The organism is Bradyrhizobium agreste, from assembly GCF_016031625.1.
Lineage (GTDB): Bacteria > Pseudomonadota > Alphaproteobacteria > Rhizobiales > Xanthobacteraceae > Bradyrhizobium > Bradyrhizobium agreste.
In genome coordinates, this window is record NZ_JACCHP010000015.1 from 7,501 (window position 1) to 24,726 (window position 17,226).

17 protein-coding genes (1 of these 17 only partly in view) are annotated in these 17,226 nt (G+C 64.6%); 7 read left to right on the forward strand and 10 right to left on the reverse strand.

Annotation, left to right across the window (positions count from 1 at the left end):
- On the forward strand, positions 1–142 hold the 3' portion of the coding sequence (locus HZZ13_RS21730; protein WP_197961571.1) for a hypothetical protein. It extends 455 nt beyond the left edge of the window; the window shows 142 of its 597 coding nt (coding positions 456–597); the start codon falls outside the window, past its left edge; it ends in the stop codon at positions 140–142.
- Positions 143–460: 318 nt separating this feature from the next.
- On the opposite strand, the gene HZZ13_RS21735 is transcribed toward HZZ13_RS21730, so the two are convergent.
- The 6 genes from HZZ13_RS21735 to HZZ13_RS21760 all read right to left on the reverse strand — a co-directional run bounded on the left by HZZ13_RS21735 (position 461) and on the right by HZZ13_RS21760 (position 6,662).
- Positions 461–1,042 (reverse strand): dienelactone hydrolase family protein, encoded by a 582-nt coding sequence (locus HZZ13_RS21735; protein WP_197961572.1) that lies wholly within the window; start codon positions 1,040–1,042, stop codon positions 461–463.
- Between the two features lie 213 nt (positions 1,043–1,255).
- Complete coding sequence (locus HZZ13_RS21740; protein WP_197961573.1) at positions 1,256–2,344, reverse strand: TRAP transporter substrate-binding protein; 1,089 nt, start codon at positions 2,342–2,344, stop codon at positions 1,256–1,258.
- 181 nt (positions 2,345–2,525) lie between these two features.
- Entirely contained in the window at positions 2,526–3,839 is a 1,314-nt protein-coding gene (locus HZZ13_RS21745; RefSeq protein WP_197961574.1) for an NAD(P)H-dependent oxidoreductase, read from the reverse strand.
- Positions 3,840–3,995: 156 nt separating this feature from the next.
- Positions 3,996–4,796, reverse strand: a complete 801-nt coding sequence (locus HZZ13_RS21750) for a phytanoyl-CoA dioxygenase family protein (RefSeq protein ID WP_197961575.1) — start codon at positions 4,794–4,796, stop codon at positions 3,996–3,998.
- Between the two features lie 143 nt (positions 4,797–4,939).
- Positions 4,940–5,617, reverse strand: coding sequence for a GntR family transcriptional regulator (locus tag HZZ13_RS21755; RefSeq protein WP_197961576.1), 678 nt, complete (start codon positions 5,615–5,617; stop codon positions 4,940–4,942).
- A gap of 145 nt (positions 5,618–5,762) precedes the next feature.
- Positions 5,763–6,662, reverse strand: coding sequence for a sigma-70 family RNA polymerase sigma factor (locus HZZ13_RS21760; protein WP_197961577.1), 900 nt, complete (start codon positions 6,660–6,662; stop codon positions 5,763–5,765).
- A 100-nt stretch (positions 6,663–6,762) separates the two neighbouring features.
- Between HZZ13_RS21760 and HZZ13_RS21765 the strand changes: the two genes are divergently transcribed.
- Complete coding sequence (locus tag HZZ13_RS21765) at positions 6,763–7,218, forward strand: carboxymuconolactone decarboxylase family protein (protein WP_197961838.1); 456 nt, start codon at positions 6,763–6,765, stop codon at positions 7,216–7,218.
- A 1-nt stretch (position 7,219) separates the two neighbouring features.
- Here the strand turns inward: HZZ13_RS21765 and HZZ13_RS21770 are convergent, their stop codons facing one another.
- Entirely contained in the window at positions 7,220–8,032 is an 813-nt protein-coding gene (locus HZZ13_RS21770; protein ID WP_197961578.1) for an alpha/beta fold hydrolase, read from the reverse strand.
- Between the two features lie 2 nt (positions 8,033–8,034).
- Positions 8,035–8,853 (reverse strand): alpha/beta fold hydrolase, encoded by an 819-nt coding sequence (locus HZZ13_RS21775; protein ID WP_197961579.1) that lies wholly within the window; start codon positions 8,851–8,853, stop codon positions 8,035–8,037.
- Positions 8,854–8,986: 133 nt separating this feature from the next.
- Between HZZ13_RS21775 and HZZ13_RS21780 the strand changes: the two genes are divergently transcribed.
- Positions 8,987–9,529: a methylated-DNA--[protein]-cysteine S-methyltransferase gene (locus HZZ13_RS21780; RefSeq protein WP_197961580.1), complete on the forward strand. Its 543-nt coding sequence runs from the start codon at positions 8,987–8,989 to the stop codon at positions 9,527–9,529.
- A 178-nt stretch (positions 9,530–9,707) separates the two neighbouring features.
- Here HZZ13_RS21780 and HZZ13_RS21785 read toward each other — a convergent pair whose 3' ends face one another.
- The gene (locus HZZ13_RS21785; protein WP_197961581.1) at positions 9,708–11,252 is read right to left on the reverse strand and encodes an acyl-CoA synthetase; all 1,545 of its coding nucleotides are present in this window, start codon (positions 11,250–11,252) and stop codon (positions 9,708–9,710) included.
- A 117-nt stretch (positions 11,253–11,369) separates the two neighbouring features.
- The gene (locus HZZ13_RS21790; protein WP_197961582.1) at positions 11,370–12,542 is read right to left on the reverse strand and encodes an acetyl-CoA C-acetyltransferase; all 1,173 of its coding nucleotides are present in this window, start codon (positions 12,540–12,542) and stop codon (positions 11,370–11,372) included.
- A 93-nt stretch (positions 12,543–12,635) separates the two neighbouring features.
- Between HZZ13_RS21790 and HZZ13_RS21795 the strand changes: the two genes are divergently transcribed.
- The 4 genes from HZZ13_RS21795 (at position 12,636) to HZZ13_RS21810 (ending at position 17,110) form a co-directional block, all read left to right on the forward strand.
- Positions 12,636–13,346, forward strand: coding sequence for a TetR family transcriptional regulator (locus HZZ13_RS21795; RefSeq protein WP_246504520.1), 711 nt, complete (start codon positions 12,636–12,638; stop codon positions 13,344–13,346).
- Between the two features lie 71 nt (positions 13,347–13,417).
- Positions 13,418–14,176: an SDR family NAD(P)-dependent oxidoreductase gene (locus tag HZZ13_RS21800; RefSeq protein ID WP_128939966.1), complete on the forward strand. Its 759-nt coding sequence runs from the start codon at positions 13,418–13,420 to the stop codon at positions 14,174–14,176.
- 212 nt (positions 14,177–14,388) lie between these two features.
- Positions 14,389–15,195, forward strand: coding sequence for an enoyl-CoA hydratase/isomerase family protein (locus HZZ13_RS21805; protein ID WP_197961584.1), 807 nt, complete (start codon positions 14,389–14,391; stop codon positions 15,193–15,195).
- 43 nt (positions 15,196–15,238) lie between these two features.
- Positions 15,239–17,110 (forward strand): AMP-binding protein, encoded by a 1,872-nt coding sequence (locus HZZ13_RS21810; protein WP_197961585.1) that lies wholly within the window; start codon positions 15,239–15,241, stop codon positions 17,108–17,110.
- The last annotated feature ends 116 nt before the right edge of the window (positions 17,111–17,226 follow it).

A 17,226-nucleotide genomic window follows, 5' to 3' on the forward strand; every position in this document is an offset into this window, starting at 1 on the left:
CAAGGACAAGAAAGAAGCCCTCGACGAGCTCAACCAGGCGCTCAAGACGCCGGTGCCGCCGGTCGAGAACAAAGGCAACATCGATCTCGTCGCCAAGTACTACGACAAGTTGGTTGCCGCGCTCGGCGACGATGAGAACTGAAGAACCCAGTGGTGCCTTCATGACGCGCCAAACCATCGCCTCTAGTGCGCGATGAATTGAGGTTTGATCGCGCAACGACGGAGGTGCGCTCCCTCTCCCGCTTGCGGGAGAGGGTTGGGGAGAGGGTGCTTCCGCAATGGGACAATCCCCAAGAAGAGAAAGCCCTCACCCGGCGCTTCGACATAGCCGAGGCTTTGCCTCGGCGTCGTTTAAGATGACGGCCGCCAAAGGCGGCCTAAGCAAGCGGGAGAGGTGAACGAGCCGCGACAGTCGATTCAACCTGCCATCCCGCTTAGACTAGCCAGACGCCGGCACGGATCAGACGCGGTCCAGGAACTGAAGCACGCGATTGGTTAGCAGCGCGGCCGCATCCGGGTCGTAGGACGGGAGCGACCGATCGACGAAATAGTGCTGATCGCCGTGATACAGGAAGAGTTCGGCGTCCTTGACCTTCGCCACGATCTCGCGGGCGGCATCGATGTCGCCCTCGCCGACGAAGATGGGGTCATTGTTCATCCCGTGGATTTGGACCGCGACGCCGTCCGGCCAGGGGCCGAAGGCCCATTGTCCACTAATCGGCAGGCAAGAGGAGAAGAGCACCGCGCCGCGAGCTCCGGCCCGCGTCTGCGCAAGCTTCTGTGCTGGCAGCACGCCGAACGAAAACCCGGCGTAGACAAGCTCGCAAGGCAATTCGTTGGCGACGCGCACGCCGCGCTCGCGCACCTGTTCGAATCCGGCCTCGCGAATATAGGCAAGACCGTCGTCGATGGTCTGAAAGGTGCGTCCATCGAACAGGTCCGGCGTGTGCACGGTGTGACCGCTGGCTCGCAAATCATCGGCGAACGCGCGCACGCCCGGAGTCAGCCCTTGTGCGTGGTGAAACAGCAAGACCTCAGCCATGAGGAACCTTCGAGTTGAGACCGTCGCGAAGACGCTTGATCATCCCTACAGCGCCATTGCGTCGACGGAAAGGATGCTTTGGAAACGAGGTCCGCAGGAGGTGAGGGGCGTTATGCTTCTGCCTCAACGAGCGGTCCTTCTTCAAGACGACGAAAAAAGCCCCGGAGACATCTCCGGGGCTTTCGTCGTTTCGTCGCGTGCAGCGCGATGCGCTTACGTCCGCGTCCGCATCCGCATCATGAAGGTATCGAAGCTGAGTTCTGCCACCTGCATCCACGCGAGCGACTCGCTGCGAAACGCGGCGAGGCTCGCATACATCTTGCCGAAATGCGGATTGTTCTTGGCGAGATCGGCGTAGATCTCGTTCGCCGCGCTGTAGCAACCCTCGAGCACTTCCTGCGGGAACGGTTTGAGGATGGCTCCGGCGACCAGCAGCCGCTTCAGGGCTGGCGGGTTGAGGGCATCGTACTTGCCCGTGACCCAAGTGAAGGTGTCGCGCGAAGCGCTCTCGACCGCAGCCTGATAGTGCTTCGGCAAGGCGTTCCACTTCTCCAGATTCATGACGTTGTGGCCTTGACCGGTGCCTTCCCACCAGCCCGGATAATAATAGTACTTTGCGACCTTCACGAAGCCGAGCTTCTCGTCGTCATAGGGACCGACCCATTCGGCCGCGTCGATCGTGCCCTTCTCCAATGCAGGATAGATGTCGCCGCCCGCGATCTGCTGCGGCACACCGCCGACCTTGGCGATGATCGTGCCGGCGAATCCGCCGACGCGGAATTTCAGCCCTTGCAGATCGGCCATCGACTTGATCTCCTTCCGGAACCAGCCGCCCATCTGCGCGCCGGTCGAGCCGGTGGGGATGCCGATCGCCTTGTGCTCCTTCAGGAGATCATTGAGGAGATCCTGTCCGCCGCCCCATTGCAGCCAGGAGATGTGCTGACGCGTGTTGAGGCCGAACGGCAGCGCCGTGCCGAAAGTAAAGGCCGGGTTCTTGCCCCAATAATAATAGAGCGCCGTGTTGCCCATCTCGACAGTGCCGTTGGAGACGGCGTCGAGCACCTGCAGGCCCGGCACGATTTCACCGGCCGCGAACGGCTGAATCTGGAAGCGGTTGTCGGTGATCTCGGCGACGCGCTTGCAGAAATATTCGCAGCCGCCATAGAGCGTATCGAGTGACTTCGGCCAGCTCGCCGCCAGCCTCCATTTCACCTCAGGCATCGATTGCGCGATCGCCGGCGCAGCGACGGCACTTGCGGCAAGGCCCAGCCCGCCTGCCGTCAGGAATTTACGACGTTCCATGCGTATCCCTCCTGTGATGTCGTGTCCTCGACGAGGAATCGCGGTCTTGCTGCCGCTTTCGTCTCCGCCGCTGGCCGACGTTTCTTGGTGTCCGAAATTCAGTATTCCCGGATCGTGGTCAGGATGACCAAAGGGGAACCGCAAATCAAGCGCACTTTGGTTGCGGGGCCGCCTGCGCCGATCAATGCTGCGGTGCGAACGCCGCTTCCATGGCCTTGCGCGCCTTCACCGTTTCGTTGCCCAGGTCGAATTCGACATCGCTCCAGCGTACCAACGTGCCATGGGCGACGTCGTGCTTCAGCTTCAGGCGATGTGCGAGCCCGATAGGCAGGGCGCCGGCCTTGAGGCTCGCGGCCGCCGGTATCAACTTGCCCCATACCGTGTAGCCGCCTTCGCCGTCGAGCATCTCCCCGGCGCGCAAGTTACGTTTGGACACGGCCGCGACGTCGCCGCGGAAGCCGTAAGGCTGCCCGGTGGGCTCGCCCCGCAGCGCGGCCGACAGCACCGAGATGTTCAGCTCGAGCCCGATCAGATGATACGGTTTGTACATGGCGGCGAAGCGTCCGCTGGAATCGGTTTTCAGGCCATATTGCCGGAAGCAGTCGGCGGCATAGTCGTTTGGCGCTTCCAGCACGACATAGACGCCCCAGCGCAGGTCGCGAAACACCGGCCTGCCGTCGCGCTCGAGGGAGGAGACGACTTCGACGACACCGGATCGCTCCAGCACACCGCCACGCGAGCGTGGCCGCAGGATATGCGGCAAATCGTCGACGCCGCAGGGCGGAAACGACAGGCCGTCCGCGGGCACGTCGAGGCCGCAGGCATTGGCGATCGCGGCCATCTCGATCGCCGATTTGGTCCCGTCGAGAAACGAGTTGAACATCTGCGGATTCATGCCGGCCGACTGCGCTTCGCCCGCGGTCAGGCCGTAATGCTGCCAGACACCGTCGGGCGTCACGTCGTGATAGGCCGGCAGGTACTTCGTGCCCTTGCCGGCGGCAACGACGTGAAAGCCGGTGGCGCGGGCCCAATCGACCATCTCCGCGGTCAGTGCCGGCTGGTCGCCATAAGCCAGCGAATAGACCACGCCGGCTTTGCGCGCTTCCTCGGCGAGCAGCGGGCCCGCCAGCACGTCCGCTTCGACATTCACCATCACGATATGCTTGCCCGCGGCGATCGCGGCGCGCGCGTGGCGGATGCCGACGGCGGGATTGCCGGTCGCCTCAACCACCACGTCCATGGCGCCGCCGGCGATGGCGCGCACGCCGTCATCGGTGAACACGGTGGCGGCGATGCGCTCGGCGTCCCAGCCGACGCTGCGGCAGGCCTCGCGCGCCCGGTCGCGGTCGATGTCGACGATGATGGGCACCTGAAGCCCCGGCGTGTGCGGCACCTGTGCCAGGAACATCGAGCCGAACTTGCCGGCGCCGATCAACGCGACCCGAACGGGCTTGCCGGCGGATGCGCGGGCCTGGAGGAGGCGGAAGAGGTTCATGGGGGACACCTATCGTGTCCCGGACAAGGTGCAGCGTGCAACGCTGCGCCGCAGAGCCGGGACCCAGAAAGAAAAGCTATCCGTGTGGCCTGGGCCCCGGCTCGGCAGCGCACCGCTGAAGAAGCGCTGCGCTGCGTCCGGGGCACGAGACTCAGTCTACTCCGCCGCCTGCCGCGGCGCTCGTGCCAGCCGCAGCAGCGCGTCGTCGTCCACCGTCTTGATCGGCGTGAAGTCGCGATGCGCGATGTAGTCCGGCCGCGTCGGCTTGCGGATATAGTTCGAGACTGCATTCAGCGTCAGGTACACGATCTTGCGCGGGTAGGGCGTGATGTTGCCGCTGGAGCCGTGCACGAGATTGCCGTGGAACATCAGCATGCCGCCGGGCTTGCCGGTGGGCGCGACGATGCCGCCCTGCTTGACGAGGCGCGTCACCGTTTCCTCGTCCAGCGTCCACAGCGGATAGGAGGTGGTGGCGAGATCGTGCGAAGCTTCGAGATCGCCGGCGTTCTGGCTGCGCGGCACCAGCATCAAGGGGCCGTTGATCGGCATCACCTCGTCGAGGAAGATCGCGATGTTCATCGCGCGCGGCTCCGGCATGCCGTCGTCACGCTTCCAGGTGCCGTAATCCTGGTGCCATTGCCAGACGTCGCCGGTGAACGCCGATTTGGCGTTGATCTTGAACTGGTGCATGTAGACGGGCTCGCCGAACACCTGCTCGACCGGCTCGATCATGCGCGGATGCGCGCCGAGGATCGCGAACGCCTCGTTGTAGAGATGCGCGGCAAAGGCCGTGCGCGGCGCGCCGCTCTTCTCGCGCCAGACCTCCGGCCGGTTGGCCTCGTAAATGGCGACCGCCTCGCGCGCGAGCAGGTCGACCTCCTCCTGGGTGAACAATTCGGGCAGGAACAGCCAGCCCTCGCGGTGGAAGAACTCCAGTTGCTCCCGGGACAGTTTCATGGGTCGTCCTCCTTGGTTTGTTTTTGTTGTCATTCCGGGGCACGCGTAGCGTGAACCCGGAATCCATTTCTCCGCAGTCTCTGCCGCCCGATGGATTCCGGGCTCGACGCTACGCGTCGCCCCGGAATGACGGCAGGCTGTCGCTACGCCGCCGCCTCCTCCGTCGCCCGCAATCTCTCCTCGGTCATCCGTCCTGCCGTCTGCGCGTGCGCGAGCGCGGCGCGTTCGGCCGCCTTCGCGTTGCCGCTCAGAATGTATTCGGCAATATCGGCATGCTCCGCCCAGGCCTTGGTCCGATAATCGAGCTCGGAGAGCACCGTCGCCATCGAGCGCCGCATGTGCGGCCATTGCGGCGCCATGGTCTCCTCGATCACAGGATTGCCGGCGAGCTGATAGATCGCGCGGTGAAAATCGACATCGAGCGCGATGAGCCCGGAAAGCGTCGTGTTGCGGTCGCTGCGGCGCCCGGTGGCGAGCGCTGCCTCCAATCGCGCGCGCCCCGCGGCGTCGCTGGCCGCGCGCTGAGCGGCAAGCCGGGCCGCGAGCGCGTCGATGGCGCCGCGCACTTCGTAGAGCTGGCGGATGCGCGCGGGATCGAGCTGTGTCACCTCAAAGCCGCGGCGGCCGCTCTCGGCGACCAGGCCCTGCCGGTGCAACAGATGCAGCGCGTGCGACACCGGCTGGCGCGACACGCCGAGCCGGTCGGCGAGCTCGTTCTGCCGGATGCGCTGGCCGGGCTGAAGCGTGCGGTCGGAGATCGCCTCCAGGATCCGCGTATAGACCTGGTCGATCAGGTTCGGGAGCGGGTCGAGAGGGATCACGCCGGCAGCTCCAACAGCTCGTCATAGGGAATACGGAATTCCGTATTCGAAGTTACGCTTGGTCAGGTGGAGCGTCAAGCCGCATCCTATGGCGATCCAACGGCTTCACGTCACTCGGATAAGCCATTGATTCTGCTGAGCCCGTCTACTGTGCATGGGGTTGTTTTCGCGATAATGGGTCTGGATCTGAGCCATCCAGCACCTCCACCTCCATCGCGGCGATCTCTTCCGAATCGGCCACCGCCTCGATGGCCCCGATCCGCTCGCCCACGAACGTCACGCGCAGCGCAATACGCAGCTGTCCGCCGAGGATGACGGCAACACCGATCTCGCCATCGACCAGCGCCGTGCGCGCGGCCTGGGCGCGACCCTTGTAGAGCTGCGCGACAGCCTCCGCGCCGCGGATCTCCGCCAGCGAGCCGAGCCGTACCGTCGCCTGATCGGCGCGGAATACGACGTCGGGATCGAGCACCGCGAGCAGCCCTTCGAAATTGCCTTCGCGCGACGCTTCAAGAAATGCGTCGACGATCCTTCGCTGGTGCGCCAGATCTGTCTCGGGCACCGGCGCGCCCTGCACGCGCCGCCGGGCGCGGCTCGCCAGCTGCCGCGAGGCATCGACCGAGCGTCCGACGATCGGCGCGATCTCCTCGAACGGGACGGCGAACATGTCGTGCAGCACGAAGGCGAGCCGCTCCGCGGGCCGTAACGTTTCCAGCACGACCAGCAGCGCCGCGCCGACGGAATCGGCCAGCTCCGCCTCGCGCTCGCTTGTATCGTCGACCGGCTCGGGCACGTGCGGACCCATCGGATCTTCGCGACGCGATTTCCGGGCCCGCAGCATGTCGAGGCAGATGCGCGCGACGACCGTGGTCAGCCAGCCGCGCAAATTCGCGATCTCGGACAGGTCGTAGCGGCTGACCCGCAGCCAGGCCTCCTGCACGGCATCGTCGACCTCGGCGCGCGAGCCCAGCATGCGGTAGGCGACCGCACGCAAATGGTCCCTGCTTGCCTCGAACTGTTCAGCGAGAAAATTTTGTTCGGTCATCGGTCACATTCCCTCGTCGCGATCCGTCAAGCCCATGACGAAGCCCATCCGGCCGATGTGACCGGAACCTTCGAAATTCGACAGATGGAGACGCAACATGATGCACGCCCGCATGAAACACCCTGTCATGGTCCTCCCCGAGGCCATGAATGTCCTTCAGTCCCTCGGCAATTTGACAAAGCAGGGTCTGCCGGAAAAACTCCTCGAACTGGTGCACCTGCGCGCCAGCCAAATCAACGGTTGCAGCGTCTGTGTCGACATGCATCCCAAGATCGCCCGCAAGCTCGGCGAGACCGACGAGCGCCTGTTCGCCGTGTCCGCCTGGCGCGATGCGCCCTACTTCACCGACGCCGAGCGCGCCGCGCTGGCATTGACCGAAGCCGTCACGCGCCTTGCCGATCGCGAGAATCCGGTACCCGATGCGATCTGGAACGAAGCCGCCAAGCACTTCGACGAGCGCGAGCTCGCCACACTGATCGTCGCGATCGCCACGATCAACGTGTGGAACCGCCTGAACGCGACGATCAAAATGCCCGTCGGCGTCTGGAAGGTATGAGCTACTTCGCGAGGAATCTGTTTACCACCTCGCCGAACTCGAGCGGCGCCTGCTCGAACATCCAGTGGCCGGCGTTCGCGATCACCGCCGTCTCGGCGCCCGCGATGTGCGCGGCCAGCACGCGCCACATCACCGACAGGCTGCCGCTGGTGGCGCCGCCGCCGATCAGCAGCGTCGGCGTCCTGATCGCCTGCGCATCGCGCAGCGTGTAGGGCCGGCGCTGCTCGTTGATCTGGCCGAGAAAGGTGAGCGCGTTGTCGCGCAGTTGTTGCTTCGCCGCGGCCGGCACGCGCCGCCAGGAGCCGTCGCCCTCGATGCCTTCGTAGAAATTCCGCAGCGCGCCCTCGAGATCGCCGGCGCGGATCATCTCGACCGATCGCGCCGTGCGCGCCGCCAGCGGCGGATGCGCCGGCGTGCCCTCCGGCACAGGCAGGGATGCATCGAGATCGCCGCCGGGCTCGGCCAGCACCAGCTTGCGCAACAGATCAGGCCGCGCCTGCGCCACGCGGAAGGCGATGTGTCCGCCACGCGAATGGCCCATCAGGTCGACGGGGCCGGGCTTGACCTGCTCGATGAAGGCGATCGTATCGGCAACGTGCTGCGCCATCTTGTAATCGTCGCCGACGGCGTCCCAATGCTCGGGAAAGAAATGCCGCAGGCTGACCGAGATCACGCGATGGGATTTCGACAGCGGACCGAGCACCGAATACCAGGTGCGGAAATCACCTAACGTGCCGTGCACACAAACCAGCGGTGGGCCCTCACCGACTTCGAGATAGGCCATGTCGTAACCGTTGACGCGGAAGCTTTGCATGGTCAGCTCGCCAGAAAATCCAGCACCACTTCGGAATATTTCTGCGGCGCCTGTTCGAACATCGGATGCGTTGCATTCGGGATGATCGCCGTCTTGGAATAGGGCACATGCGCCGCGAGCGCATGCAGCACTTTCGGCAGCAGGCCCTTGGTCCGCGCGCCCAGGATGAACAGCGTCGGCATCTTGATCGCCTCCGCGTCCGCCCTAGAGAACGGCGGGCGGTTGTCGCGAACCTGGCCGATCAGGGTATAGGCGTTGTCGCGCAGGTTCTGCTTCACCATCGCCGGTAGCCGCGGCCAGGTGCCGGGGCCTTCCAGCGTGTCGACGAAGACGGCGAGGCCGCCATCGACATCGCCGGCCGCGATCTTCTCGGCTGAGGCCGTGAAGCGCGCCAGCAGCGGCGAAGGGCCGCCGACGTAATCCGGATCAAGGCTGGCATCGAGCTCGCCCCCTGGCTCGGCGAGGATCAGCCGGCGCAAGAGATCGGGCCGCTGCTGCGCCACGCGGAAGCAGATATGGCCGCCGCGGGAATGGCCCATCAAATCGACCGGCCCGAGATCGAGCTTGTCGATGAAGGCGATGACGTCGCTGGTATGCTGCGCGATCGAATAGGTGTCTCCGACGCCGTCCCATTTTTCCGGGAAGAAGTGCCGCAGGCTGACGGCGATCACCCGGTGCCGCTGTGTCAGCGGCCCCAGCACGCAGCCCCAGACGCGAAAGTCATTGAGCGATCCATGCACGCACACCAGAGGCGGACGGTTCCTGTCTTCGCCCACGTCGAGATAAGGCATGTCGTAACCGTTGACGTGGAGGCTCTGCATGATGACTCGCGAGAGAGGATTGGAACGCCTGTGCAAGATTCCCGGAAACCGGGTGGATCGCAACTATTTCCAAGCCTAGATTTGGCGCGAGATGAAAGTGGGGCCTGCAACGAAGCAATTCAGGAACCAAGCCATGACCGACCAGCATTTTGCCCTGTTCGACACCAGGATCGGCCTGTGTGCCATCGCCTGGGGCCCGCGCGGCATCAACGGCACGCAATTGCCGATGGGCGGCGAGCAGAAGATCCGCACCCGTATCAGCCAGCGCCATGCCGACGCGGTCGAGACCGAGCCGACCGCCGAGGTGCGAGAGGCGATCAACCGCATGACGAGACTGCTCGCGGGCGAGCCGGACGATCTCACCGACATCCCGCTCGACCTCGACGGCGTGCCCGAGTTCAATCGCGGCGTCTACGATATCGCCCGCACCATTCCGCCCGGCAAGACCGTCACCTATGGCGATATCGCAAAACAGCTTGGCGGCGTCCAGCTGTCGCGCGACGTCGGCCAGGCGCTCGGCCGCAACCCGTGCCCGATCGTGGTGCCCTGCCACCGCGTGCTGGCGGCCGGCAACAAGCCCGGCGGCTTCTCCGCGAATGGCGGCGTGGTCACCAAGCTGAAGATGCTGGAGATCGAAGGCGCGCTGGTGAACCACACGCCGAGTTTGTTTGATTGAGGTGCTTCCACCCTCCCCTGGAGGGGGAGGGTCGATCGCGCGCAGCGCGAGCGGGGTGGGGTGCTCTTTCCACTCGGGCAGTGTCTCGTGTGGAGAGATCACCCCACCCCGCTACGCATTCCGCTTCGCTGCATGCACAGCGACCCTCCCCCTCCAGGGGAGGGTAAGAAGAAGCGCCTCAAATCTTCGCCGCCGCCTTCGGCCAGTACCGATCGCGCAAATGCCGCTTCACCAGCTTGCCGGTCGGCGTGCGCGGCAGCTCAGCTTCGAAATCGATCGAGCGCGGGCACTTGATGGCGGAGAGGCGGCCCTTGCAATAGGCGATCAAATCGGCCTCCAGCGCCTTGCCGGCGCGGCTCATATCGTGGGGCTGCACCACCGCCTTGACCTCTTCGCCCATCTCCTCGTTCGGTACGCCGAACACCGCGACGTCGGCGACCTCAGGGTGCGTGATTAGCACGTCCTCGGTCTCCTGCGGATAGATGTTCACCCCGCCGGAGATGATCATGTAGGACTTGCGATCGGTGAGGTAGAGGAAGCCGTCCTTGTCGAGATAGCCGACATCGCCGAGCGTCGACCATCCCCTGGCGTTGTAGGCCTTCTTCGTCTTCTCGGGATCGTTGTGATAGGTGAAGGCGGGCGCGTCGGCGAAGTAGACGGTGCCGATCTCGCCGACCGGCTGTTCCTCGTCGTTCTCGTCCAGAATCTTGATCTTGCCGACCACGGCACGGCCGACGCTGCCGCGATGCGCCAGCCATTCTTTCGAGTTGCAGACGGTGACGCCGTTGCCTTCCGAGCCGGCGTAATACTCGATCAGGATCGGTCCCCACCATTCGATCATCTTGGCCTTGACGTCGACCGGGCAGGGCGCAGCGGCATGGATCGCGCCCTTCAGGCTGGAAACGTCGTACTTGGCGCGCACCTCCTCCGGCAGCTTCAGCGTGCGCACGAACATGGTCGGCACCAGCTGCGATTGCGTCACCTTGTATTTCTCGACCAGCTTCAGGAATTCCTCTGCATCGAAATGCTCCATGATGATCGAGGTGCCGCCGAGCACGATCGCCATCATGTTGAAGCGCAAGGGCGCCGCGTGATAGAGCGGCGCCGGCGACAAATAAGTGCTCTCCGCGCTCATGCCGCACATGTCGGCGCAGAGCACGCGCAGGAAGGCGTTCGGCACGTCGATCCTGTTGCCTTCGAAAGCCTTCTTGATGCCCTTCGGGCGGCCGGTGGTGCCGGACGAATACAGCATGTCGTAGCCGGCGACCTCATCGGCGATCGGCGTGGTTGGCTGGGCGGCGGCTTCCTTGTCGTAGGAGCGGAAGCCGGGCAGCGGCTCGTCCATCATGTAGAAGATCGGCTCGCCGGGTGCGCCCTTGATCAGGCCCTTGATCTGGTCGGCGCATTTCGGCGTGGTGATCACGACCTTGGCGCCGCAATCGGCGATGATATAGTCGATCTCGTCCTGCTTCAGGTAGCGGCTGATCGCGGTGTAATAGAGCCCGCTGCGCTGTGCGGCCCAGCAGAGCTCCATGAAGGCGAGGCGGTTCTCCATCAACAGCGCGATGTGGTCGCCGGCCTTGAGGCCCAGCGAGCGTAACAGCTGCGCGCCCTGGTTCGAGAGCTCGTCGAGCTCGCGATAGGTGATCGCCTTGCCGGTCCCGGCCATCCGGTAGGCGATCTTGTCGGGCGTCGTCTTGGCGTGGATGGAGGGGTGGGTCATGGCGTTTCCTCAAAACGCGAATGGCGAGTAGCGAGTGGCGAATAGGAAGAAGGGCAAACCGCTCTTCGCCTACTCACCATTCGCTACTCGCCACTCACTGCTCGCTTTTGCTTTTTCTTACAGCCGTTCCACGATCGTCACGTTGGCCATGCCGCCGCCCTCGCACATGGTCTGCAGGCCATAGCGCTTGCCGCGCTGGTGCAGGGCGTGGACCAGCGTCGTCATCAGCTTGGTGCCGGAGCCGCCGAGCGGATGGCCGAGCGCGATGGCGCCGCCGTTGACGTTGAGACGCTCCGGATCGGCGCCGGTGGTCTTCAGCCACGCGGTCGGCACCGAGGCGAAGGCCTCGTTGACCTCGAACAGGTCGATGTCGCCGATCTTCATGCCGGCCTTCTCCAGCGCGCGCTTGGTGGCGTGCAAGGGAGCGTCGAGCATGATCACGGGATCGCCGCCCGTCATGGTCATGTGATGGACGCGGGCGAGCGGGTTGACGCCGAGCTGCTTCAGGCCCTTCTCGTTCACCACCATGACGCCGGAGGCGCCGTCGCAGATCTGGCTGGCGCTGGCCGCGGTCAGCTTGCCGTTCTCGGCAATCAGCTTGACGCTCTTGATGCCGTCGAGCGTGACATCGAAGCGGATGCCTTCGTCGATGTGGTGGGTGTCCTTGCTGCCGTCGGCGCGGGTGATCTCGAGCGGCACGATCTCCTTCTTGAAGTGGCCTCCTTGCGTCGCCGCGATCGCGCGCTGATGGCTTTGGTAGGAATATTCGTCGAGCTCATCCTTGGAGAGGCCGTACTTCTCCGCCATCATCTCCGCGCCCGTGAACTGGCTGAACACGATGTTCGGATACTTCTTCTCGATGCCCGGGCTCTTGTAAGTGCCAAAGCCGTTCTTGGCCGGCAGCTGCGACGACAGGCCCATTGGCACCCGCGTCATCGATTCCACCCCGGCGGCGATCACGACGTCCATCGCACCTGACATCACCGCCTGCGCGGCGAAGTGCAGCGCCTGCTGCGAGGAGCCGCACTGGCGGTCGATCGAGGTGCCGGGCACGCTTTCCGGCAGCTTCGAGGCCATCACCGCATTGCGCGCGACGTTATTGGACTGCTCGCCGACCTGCATGACGCAGCCCATGATCACGTCCTCGACCTGGGCCGGGTCGACCTTGGTGCGGTCGACCAGCTCGTCCAGCACCTTGGCGGCGAGATCGGCCGGATGCCAGCCGGCGAGGCGGCCCCCCTTGCGCCCGCCGGCGGTGCGCGCAGCGGCGACGATGTAAGCCTCGGCCATTTCGGTCTCTCCCATGATTGTTTTGGATTGGGTTGTCGGGGCGGATTTAAGAGGCGGACCATCGTTTAGTCAATCGATCAATTAACTCTTGTGATGAGGCGCTGCTTGCGCTTATCTGCGCCCCGCTCCAGCGGCCAAACAGGGATCTCCGTGGCTACCAGCGTACCGAACAGGCTCCCCGGCGGGAAAAATTCCACGGCAGAGAAATTGCTGGTGGCCGCGAGCGAGCTGATGATCGAGCGTGCCTCGATCGAGATCTCGCTCTCCGACATTGCGCAGAAGTCGGGCGCCAACGCCGCGCTGGTCAAATATCACTTCGGCAACAAGGACGGCCTGTTGCTGGCGCTGCTCGCGCGCGATGCCGCGACCGAGATGTCGAATCTCGAATATCTGTTGGCACAGCCGATCTCGTCGACGGCGAAGTTGAAGCTGCACATCGCCGGCATCATCCGCGCCTATCACCGGTTCCCTTATATGAACCGGCTGATCCACTATCTCTTGCATGAGACCAGCGCGAGCTCTGCCGACGAAGTCTCGAAATTCTTCGTTGCGCCGCTTCTGGACTTCCACCGCCGCCTGCTGGCCGAAGGCGTCAGCCGCGGCGAATTCCGCCAGACCGATCCGGTGCTGTTCTACACCAGCCTGATCGGCGCCTGCGATCACCTGTTCTTCGGCCGGCACGCGATGTCCCGCGCGACCGGCGTCGGCCCGGTCACCGACGATGTCTGCCGGCAATACATCAAGCACATGGAAACGCTGATCTGCGGCGGAATACTGAATGGGCGAATAGCGAATAGCGAATAGCCAATGGGCTGCGCTTTATTCGCCATTCGCTACTCGCCATTCGCGAACAACAACCAAGGAGAGGTCCTAAGATGCAGTTGAAAGACGTAGCCGTTCTCATCACCGGCGGTGGCTCGGGCCTTGGTGCCGCGACCGCCCGCGCCATGGCGGCCAAGGGCGCCAAGATCGGCGTGATCGATCAGAGCAAGGAAAACGCCGAGAAGGTCGCCGCCGAGGTGAAGGGCGTCGCGCTGCATGCCGACGTCACCAGCGAGGAGCAGATCAAGGCTGCGATTGCCAAAGCGGAAGCCGCACACGGCGTCGCCCGCGTGCTGATGAACTGCGCCGGCATCGGTGGCTCGCAGCGCATCGTCGGCCGCGACGGCGTCTATCCGCTCGAAAAGTTCGCGCGCATCATCAACGTCAATCTGATCGGCACATTCAACTGCCTGCGTCTGTTCGCCGAGCGCCTCGTCACGATCGAGCCCGTCGGCGAAGAGCGCGGCGTCATCATCAACACGGCTTCGGTCGCGGCCTACGAAGGCCAGATCGGCCAGATCGCCTATTCCGCGTCGAAGGGCGGCGTCGTCGGCCTCACGCTGCCGGCCGCGCGCGATCTCGCCAGCCAGAAGATCCGCGTCAACACCATTGCGCCCGGCCTGTTCTTTACGCCGCTGCTGATGGGTCTGAACGAAGAGGCTCGCAAGAGCCTGGGCGCCCAGGTGCCGCATCCCTCGCGGCTCGGTGACGCCGCCGAATACGGCATGCTCGCGGTGCACATCGTCGAGAACCCGATGCTGAACGGCGAGACCATCCGCCTCGACGGTGCCATCCGCATGGCGCCGCGGTAAGCGGCGCTCGTTTTACCCTCCCCTGGAGGGGGAGGGTCGATCGCGCGAAGCGCGAGCGGGGTGGGGTGATCTCTCTACACGGGCAGCGTCTCAAGCGGAGAGACCGTCACCCCACCCCGGCTCACATTTCGCTGCGCTCCATGTGAGCCGACCCTCCCCCTCCAGGGGAGGGTGAGAGACGGTCTTCGTGTGGTAAGAAAGTGCGAGGCCTCATGTCCCATCCGCTGCTGATCGAGCATGACGACGGCGTCGACCGGGTGACGCTCAACCGGCCCGAGCACCTCAACGCACTCGATCCTGCCCTGATCGATGCGCTCAACGATTATTTCCAGGGCCTGCAGCGCAATCGCGACACGCGCGTCGTCGTGCTCAAGGGCGCCGGCAAGAATTTTTGTGCCGGCCTCGATCTCAAGGCCGCGATGGCGCGCCGGGCCGGACAGCAGGAGCCACCCGGCGTCACGGAGTCGCTGGATTCGCAGCGGCGCATCGCCGACATCGTGATGCTGATGCGGCGATGCCCGCAGCCGATCCTGGCGCTGGTGCAGGGCGCGGCCGCCGGCGGCGGTTTTGCGCTGGCGCTGGCCTCAGACATCCGCATCGCGACGAGATCGGCGCGGATGAATTGCGCCTTCATCAAGCTCGGGCTCGGCGGCTGCGACATCGGCACCAGCTATTTTCTGCCGCGCCTCGTCGGCGTCTCCGTCGCATCCGAGCTGATCCTCACCGGACGCTTCATCGGCGCCGAGCGCGCGCTTGCGGTCGGCCTCGTCTCGGAGGTCGTCGACGAGGACAAGCTCGATGATGCGGCCGAGCCTTACCTCGAGGCGATGATGACGGCCTCGCCCGTGGGCCTGCGGCTATCCAAGGAATGCCTCAACATGAGCGTCGATGCCGGCTCGCTCGAAGCCGCGATCGCGATGGAGGATCGCAACCAGGTCCTGTGCAGCCGCTCGGAAGAGTTTTCGGAAGGCATCAGGGCCTTCCTTGAGAAGCGAAAGCCTGTCTATATCAGGCGCTGAACCACGAAGATCCGCAAAGGACAATAATTCCGGGAGACGCAAAATGAGTGGAAACGCGGCGGCGGTGATGACGAAGCCCGCCTTTCGCAAGGTCCAGTGGCTCGCGCGCGACATCGACGTCGAGCGCCGCGCCGACGGCACGGTGGTGCTGAAGTCACGCATACCGCTGCAGCCTTATGAGAAGCACATCCCGGCCTCGCTGGCGAAATGGGCGAAGGAAGCACCCGAGCGCATCTGGTTGGCACAGCGCGGCGGTCCGAACCGCGAATGGCGCAAGGTGTCCTATGGGCAAGCCAAGCGCATTGTGGACGCGCTGACGCAAGGCTTGCTCAATCTTAAGCTCGACGGCCGGCCCGTCACGATCCTCTCCGGCAATTCGATCGAGCATGCGCTGATGACGCAGGCCGCGATGCAGGCGCGCGTCCCGGCAGCGCCGGTGTCGCCGGCCTACTCGTTGATGAGCCACGACCACGTCAAGCTGAAGTACCTGTTCGACCTGATCAAGCCGGCCGTGGTGATGGTACAGGACGGGCCGACCTTCGAGAAGGCGCTGAAGGCGCTCGACCTCAGCGGCGTCAGCGTGGTTCACGTCGCGCGGCCCTGCGAGGGCATCAAGAGCGTCAGTTTCGCGGAGCTCGCGGCAACCCCTGTCACGGCCGATGTCGAGGCCTCTATCGCGAAGATCACGCCGCAGACCGTCGGCAAGCTGCTGTTCACGTCAGGCTCGACCGGCATGCCCAAGGCCGTCATCAACACGCAGGAGATGATGTGCGCCAATGCCGCGATGATGATGCAGGTGCGGCCGCGCGATCCGAACGGGCCGATCCCGACCATGCTGGACTGGATGCCCTGGAATCACACCATGGGCGGCAATGCCGCGTTCCATCCGATCCTGGTCGACGGCGGCACGCTCTATATCGACGACGGCCGCCCGATGCCCGGCCAGTTCGAGGAGACGCTGCGCAATCTGCGTGAGATCTCGCCGACCTATTACGCCAACGTGCCCGCCGGCTATGCCGCGCTCGCCGCCGCCATGGAGAAGGACGACGCGCTCTGCCGCTCCTTCTTCAAGAACCTCTCGATCATGGCCTATGGCGGCGCGCGGCTGCCTGACGATCTCTACGAGCGCATGCAAGCGCTGGCGGTGAAGACCACCGGCGAGCGCATCGTGTTCTATACGGGCTGGGGCTCGACCGAAACCGCGCCGACCTCGACCGGCACCTATTGGGACACCGAGCGCGTCGGCCTGATCGGCCTGCCGTTCCCCGGCGTCGAGTTGAAGATGGTGCCCTGCGGCTCGAAATACGAATTGCGCCTGCGCGGCGTCAACGTCACGCCCGGTTATTTCGGCCAGCCGGAGCTGACCAAGAAGATGTTCGACGAGGAAGGATTCTACTGCATCGGCGATGCCGGCATCTTCGTTGACGATGCCGATCCGGTGCAAGGCATCATCTTTGCCGGTCGTGTGGTCGAAGACTTCAAGCTCACCACCGGCACCTTTGTGCATGTCGGCTCGCTGCGGACCGATGCGATCGCCGCAGCAACGCCAGTCGTGCACGACGCGCTGATCGCGGGGCAGGACCGTCCCTTCATCGGCCTCTTGGCCTGGCCGAACTTGCACGCCTGCCGCCAGCTCGCCGGCAATCCCGATCTGAGCTTTGCCGATGCGGTGAGGCATCCGGACGTGGTCGCCTGCTTCAGGCGCGGCCTGGAAGCGCATAACCGGGAGTGCGAAGGCGCCAGCAGCCGCGTCATCGCACGCGCGATGCTGATGGTCGAGCCGCCCTCGATCGACGGCAACGAGCTCACCGACAAGGGCTACATCAACCAGCGCGCCGCCCTGGAACGCCGCGCCGCGCTGGTGGAGCGGCTCTATGCGAACAAGCCGGATGAAGATGTGATCGTGCTGCGATGAATGAACACTCTCTCCAATCGTCATTCCGGGACGCGCGTAGCGCGAACCCGGAATCCATCGGGCCGCAAACGTGTGGCGAAATGGATTCCGGGTTCGCGACTTCGTCGCGCCCCGGA

Bases quoted from the DNA above. Each gene is read 5' to 3' on its own strand.
- HZZ13_RS21805 (WP_197961584.1), top strand. From the start codon at position 14,389: ATGTCCCATCCGCTGCTGATCGAGCATGACGACGGCGTCGACCGGGTG.
- HZZ13_RS21760 (WP_197961577.1), bottom strand. From the start codon at position 6,662: ATGACCGAACAAAATTTTCTCGCTGAACAGTTCGAGGCAAGCAGGGAC.
- HZZ13_RS21740 (WP_197961573.1), bottom strand. From the start codon at position 2,344: ATGGAACGTCGTAAATTCCTGACGGCAGGCGGGCTGGGCCTTGCCGCA.
- HZZ13_RS21745 (WP_197961574.1), bottom strand. From the start codon at position 3,839: ATGAACCTCTTCCGCCTCCTCCAGGCCCGCGCATCCGCCGGCAAGCCC.
- HZZ13_RS21780 (WP_197961580.1), top strand. From the start codon at position 8,987: ATGACCGACCAGCATTTTGCCCTGTTCGACACCAGGATCGGCCTGTGT.
- HZZ13_RS21735 (WP_197961572.1), bottom strand. From the start codon at position 1,042: ATGGCTGAGGTCTTGCTGTTTCACCACGCACAAGGGCTGACTCCGGGC.
- HZZ13_RS21770 (WP_197961578.1), bottom strand. From the start codon at position 8,032: ATGCAAAGCTTCCGCGTCAACGGTTACGACATGGCCTATCTCGAAGTC.
- HZZ13_RS21775 (WP_197961579.1), bottom strand. From the start codon at position 8,853: ATGCAGAGCCTCCACGTCAACGGTTACGACATGCCTTATCTCGACGTG.
- HZZ13_RS21765 (WP_197961838.1), top strand. From the start codon at position 6,763: ATGCACGCCCGCATGAAACACCCTGTCATGGTCCTCCCCGAGGCCATG.
- HZZ13_RS21795 (WP_246504520.1), top strand. From the start codon at position 12,636: ATGAGGCGCTGCTTGCGCTTATCTGCGCCCCGCTCCAGCGGCCAAACA.
- HZZ13_RS21785 (WP_197961581.1), bottom strand. From the start codon at position 11,252: ATGACCCACCCCTCCATCCACGCCAAGACGACGCCCGACAAGATCGCC.
- HZZ13_RS21750 (WP_197961575.1), bottom strand. From the start codon at position 4,796: ATGAAACTGTCCCGGGAGCAACTGGAGTTCTTCCACCGCGAGGGCTGG.
- HZZ13_RS21790 (WP_197961582.1), bottom strand. From the start codon at position 12,542: ATGGCCGAGGCTTACATCGTCGCCGCTGCGCGCACCGCCGGCGGGCGC.
- HZZ13_RS21810 (WP_197961585.1), top strand. From the start codon at position 15,239: ATGAGTGGAAACGCGGCGGCGGTGATGACGAAGCCCGCCTTTCGCAAG.
- HZZ13_RS21800 (WP_128939966.1), top strand. From the start codon at position 13,418: ATGCAGTTGAAAGACGTAGCCGTTCTCATCACCGGCGGTGGCTCGGGC.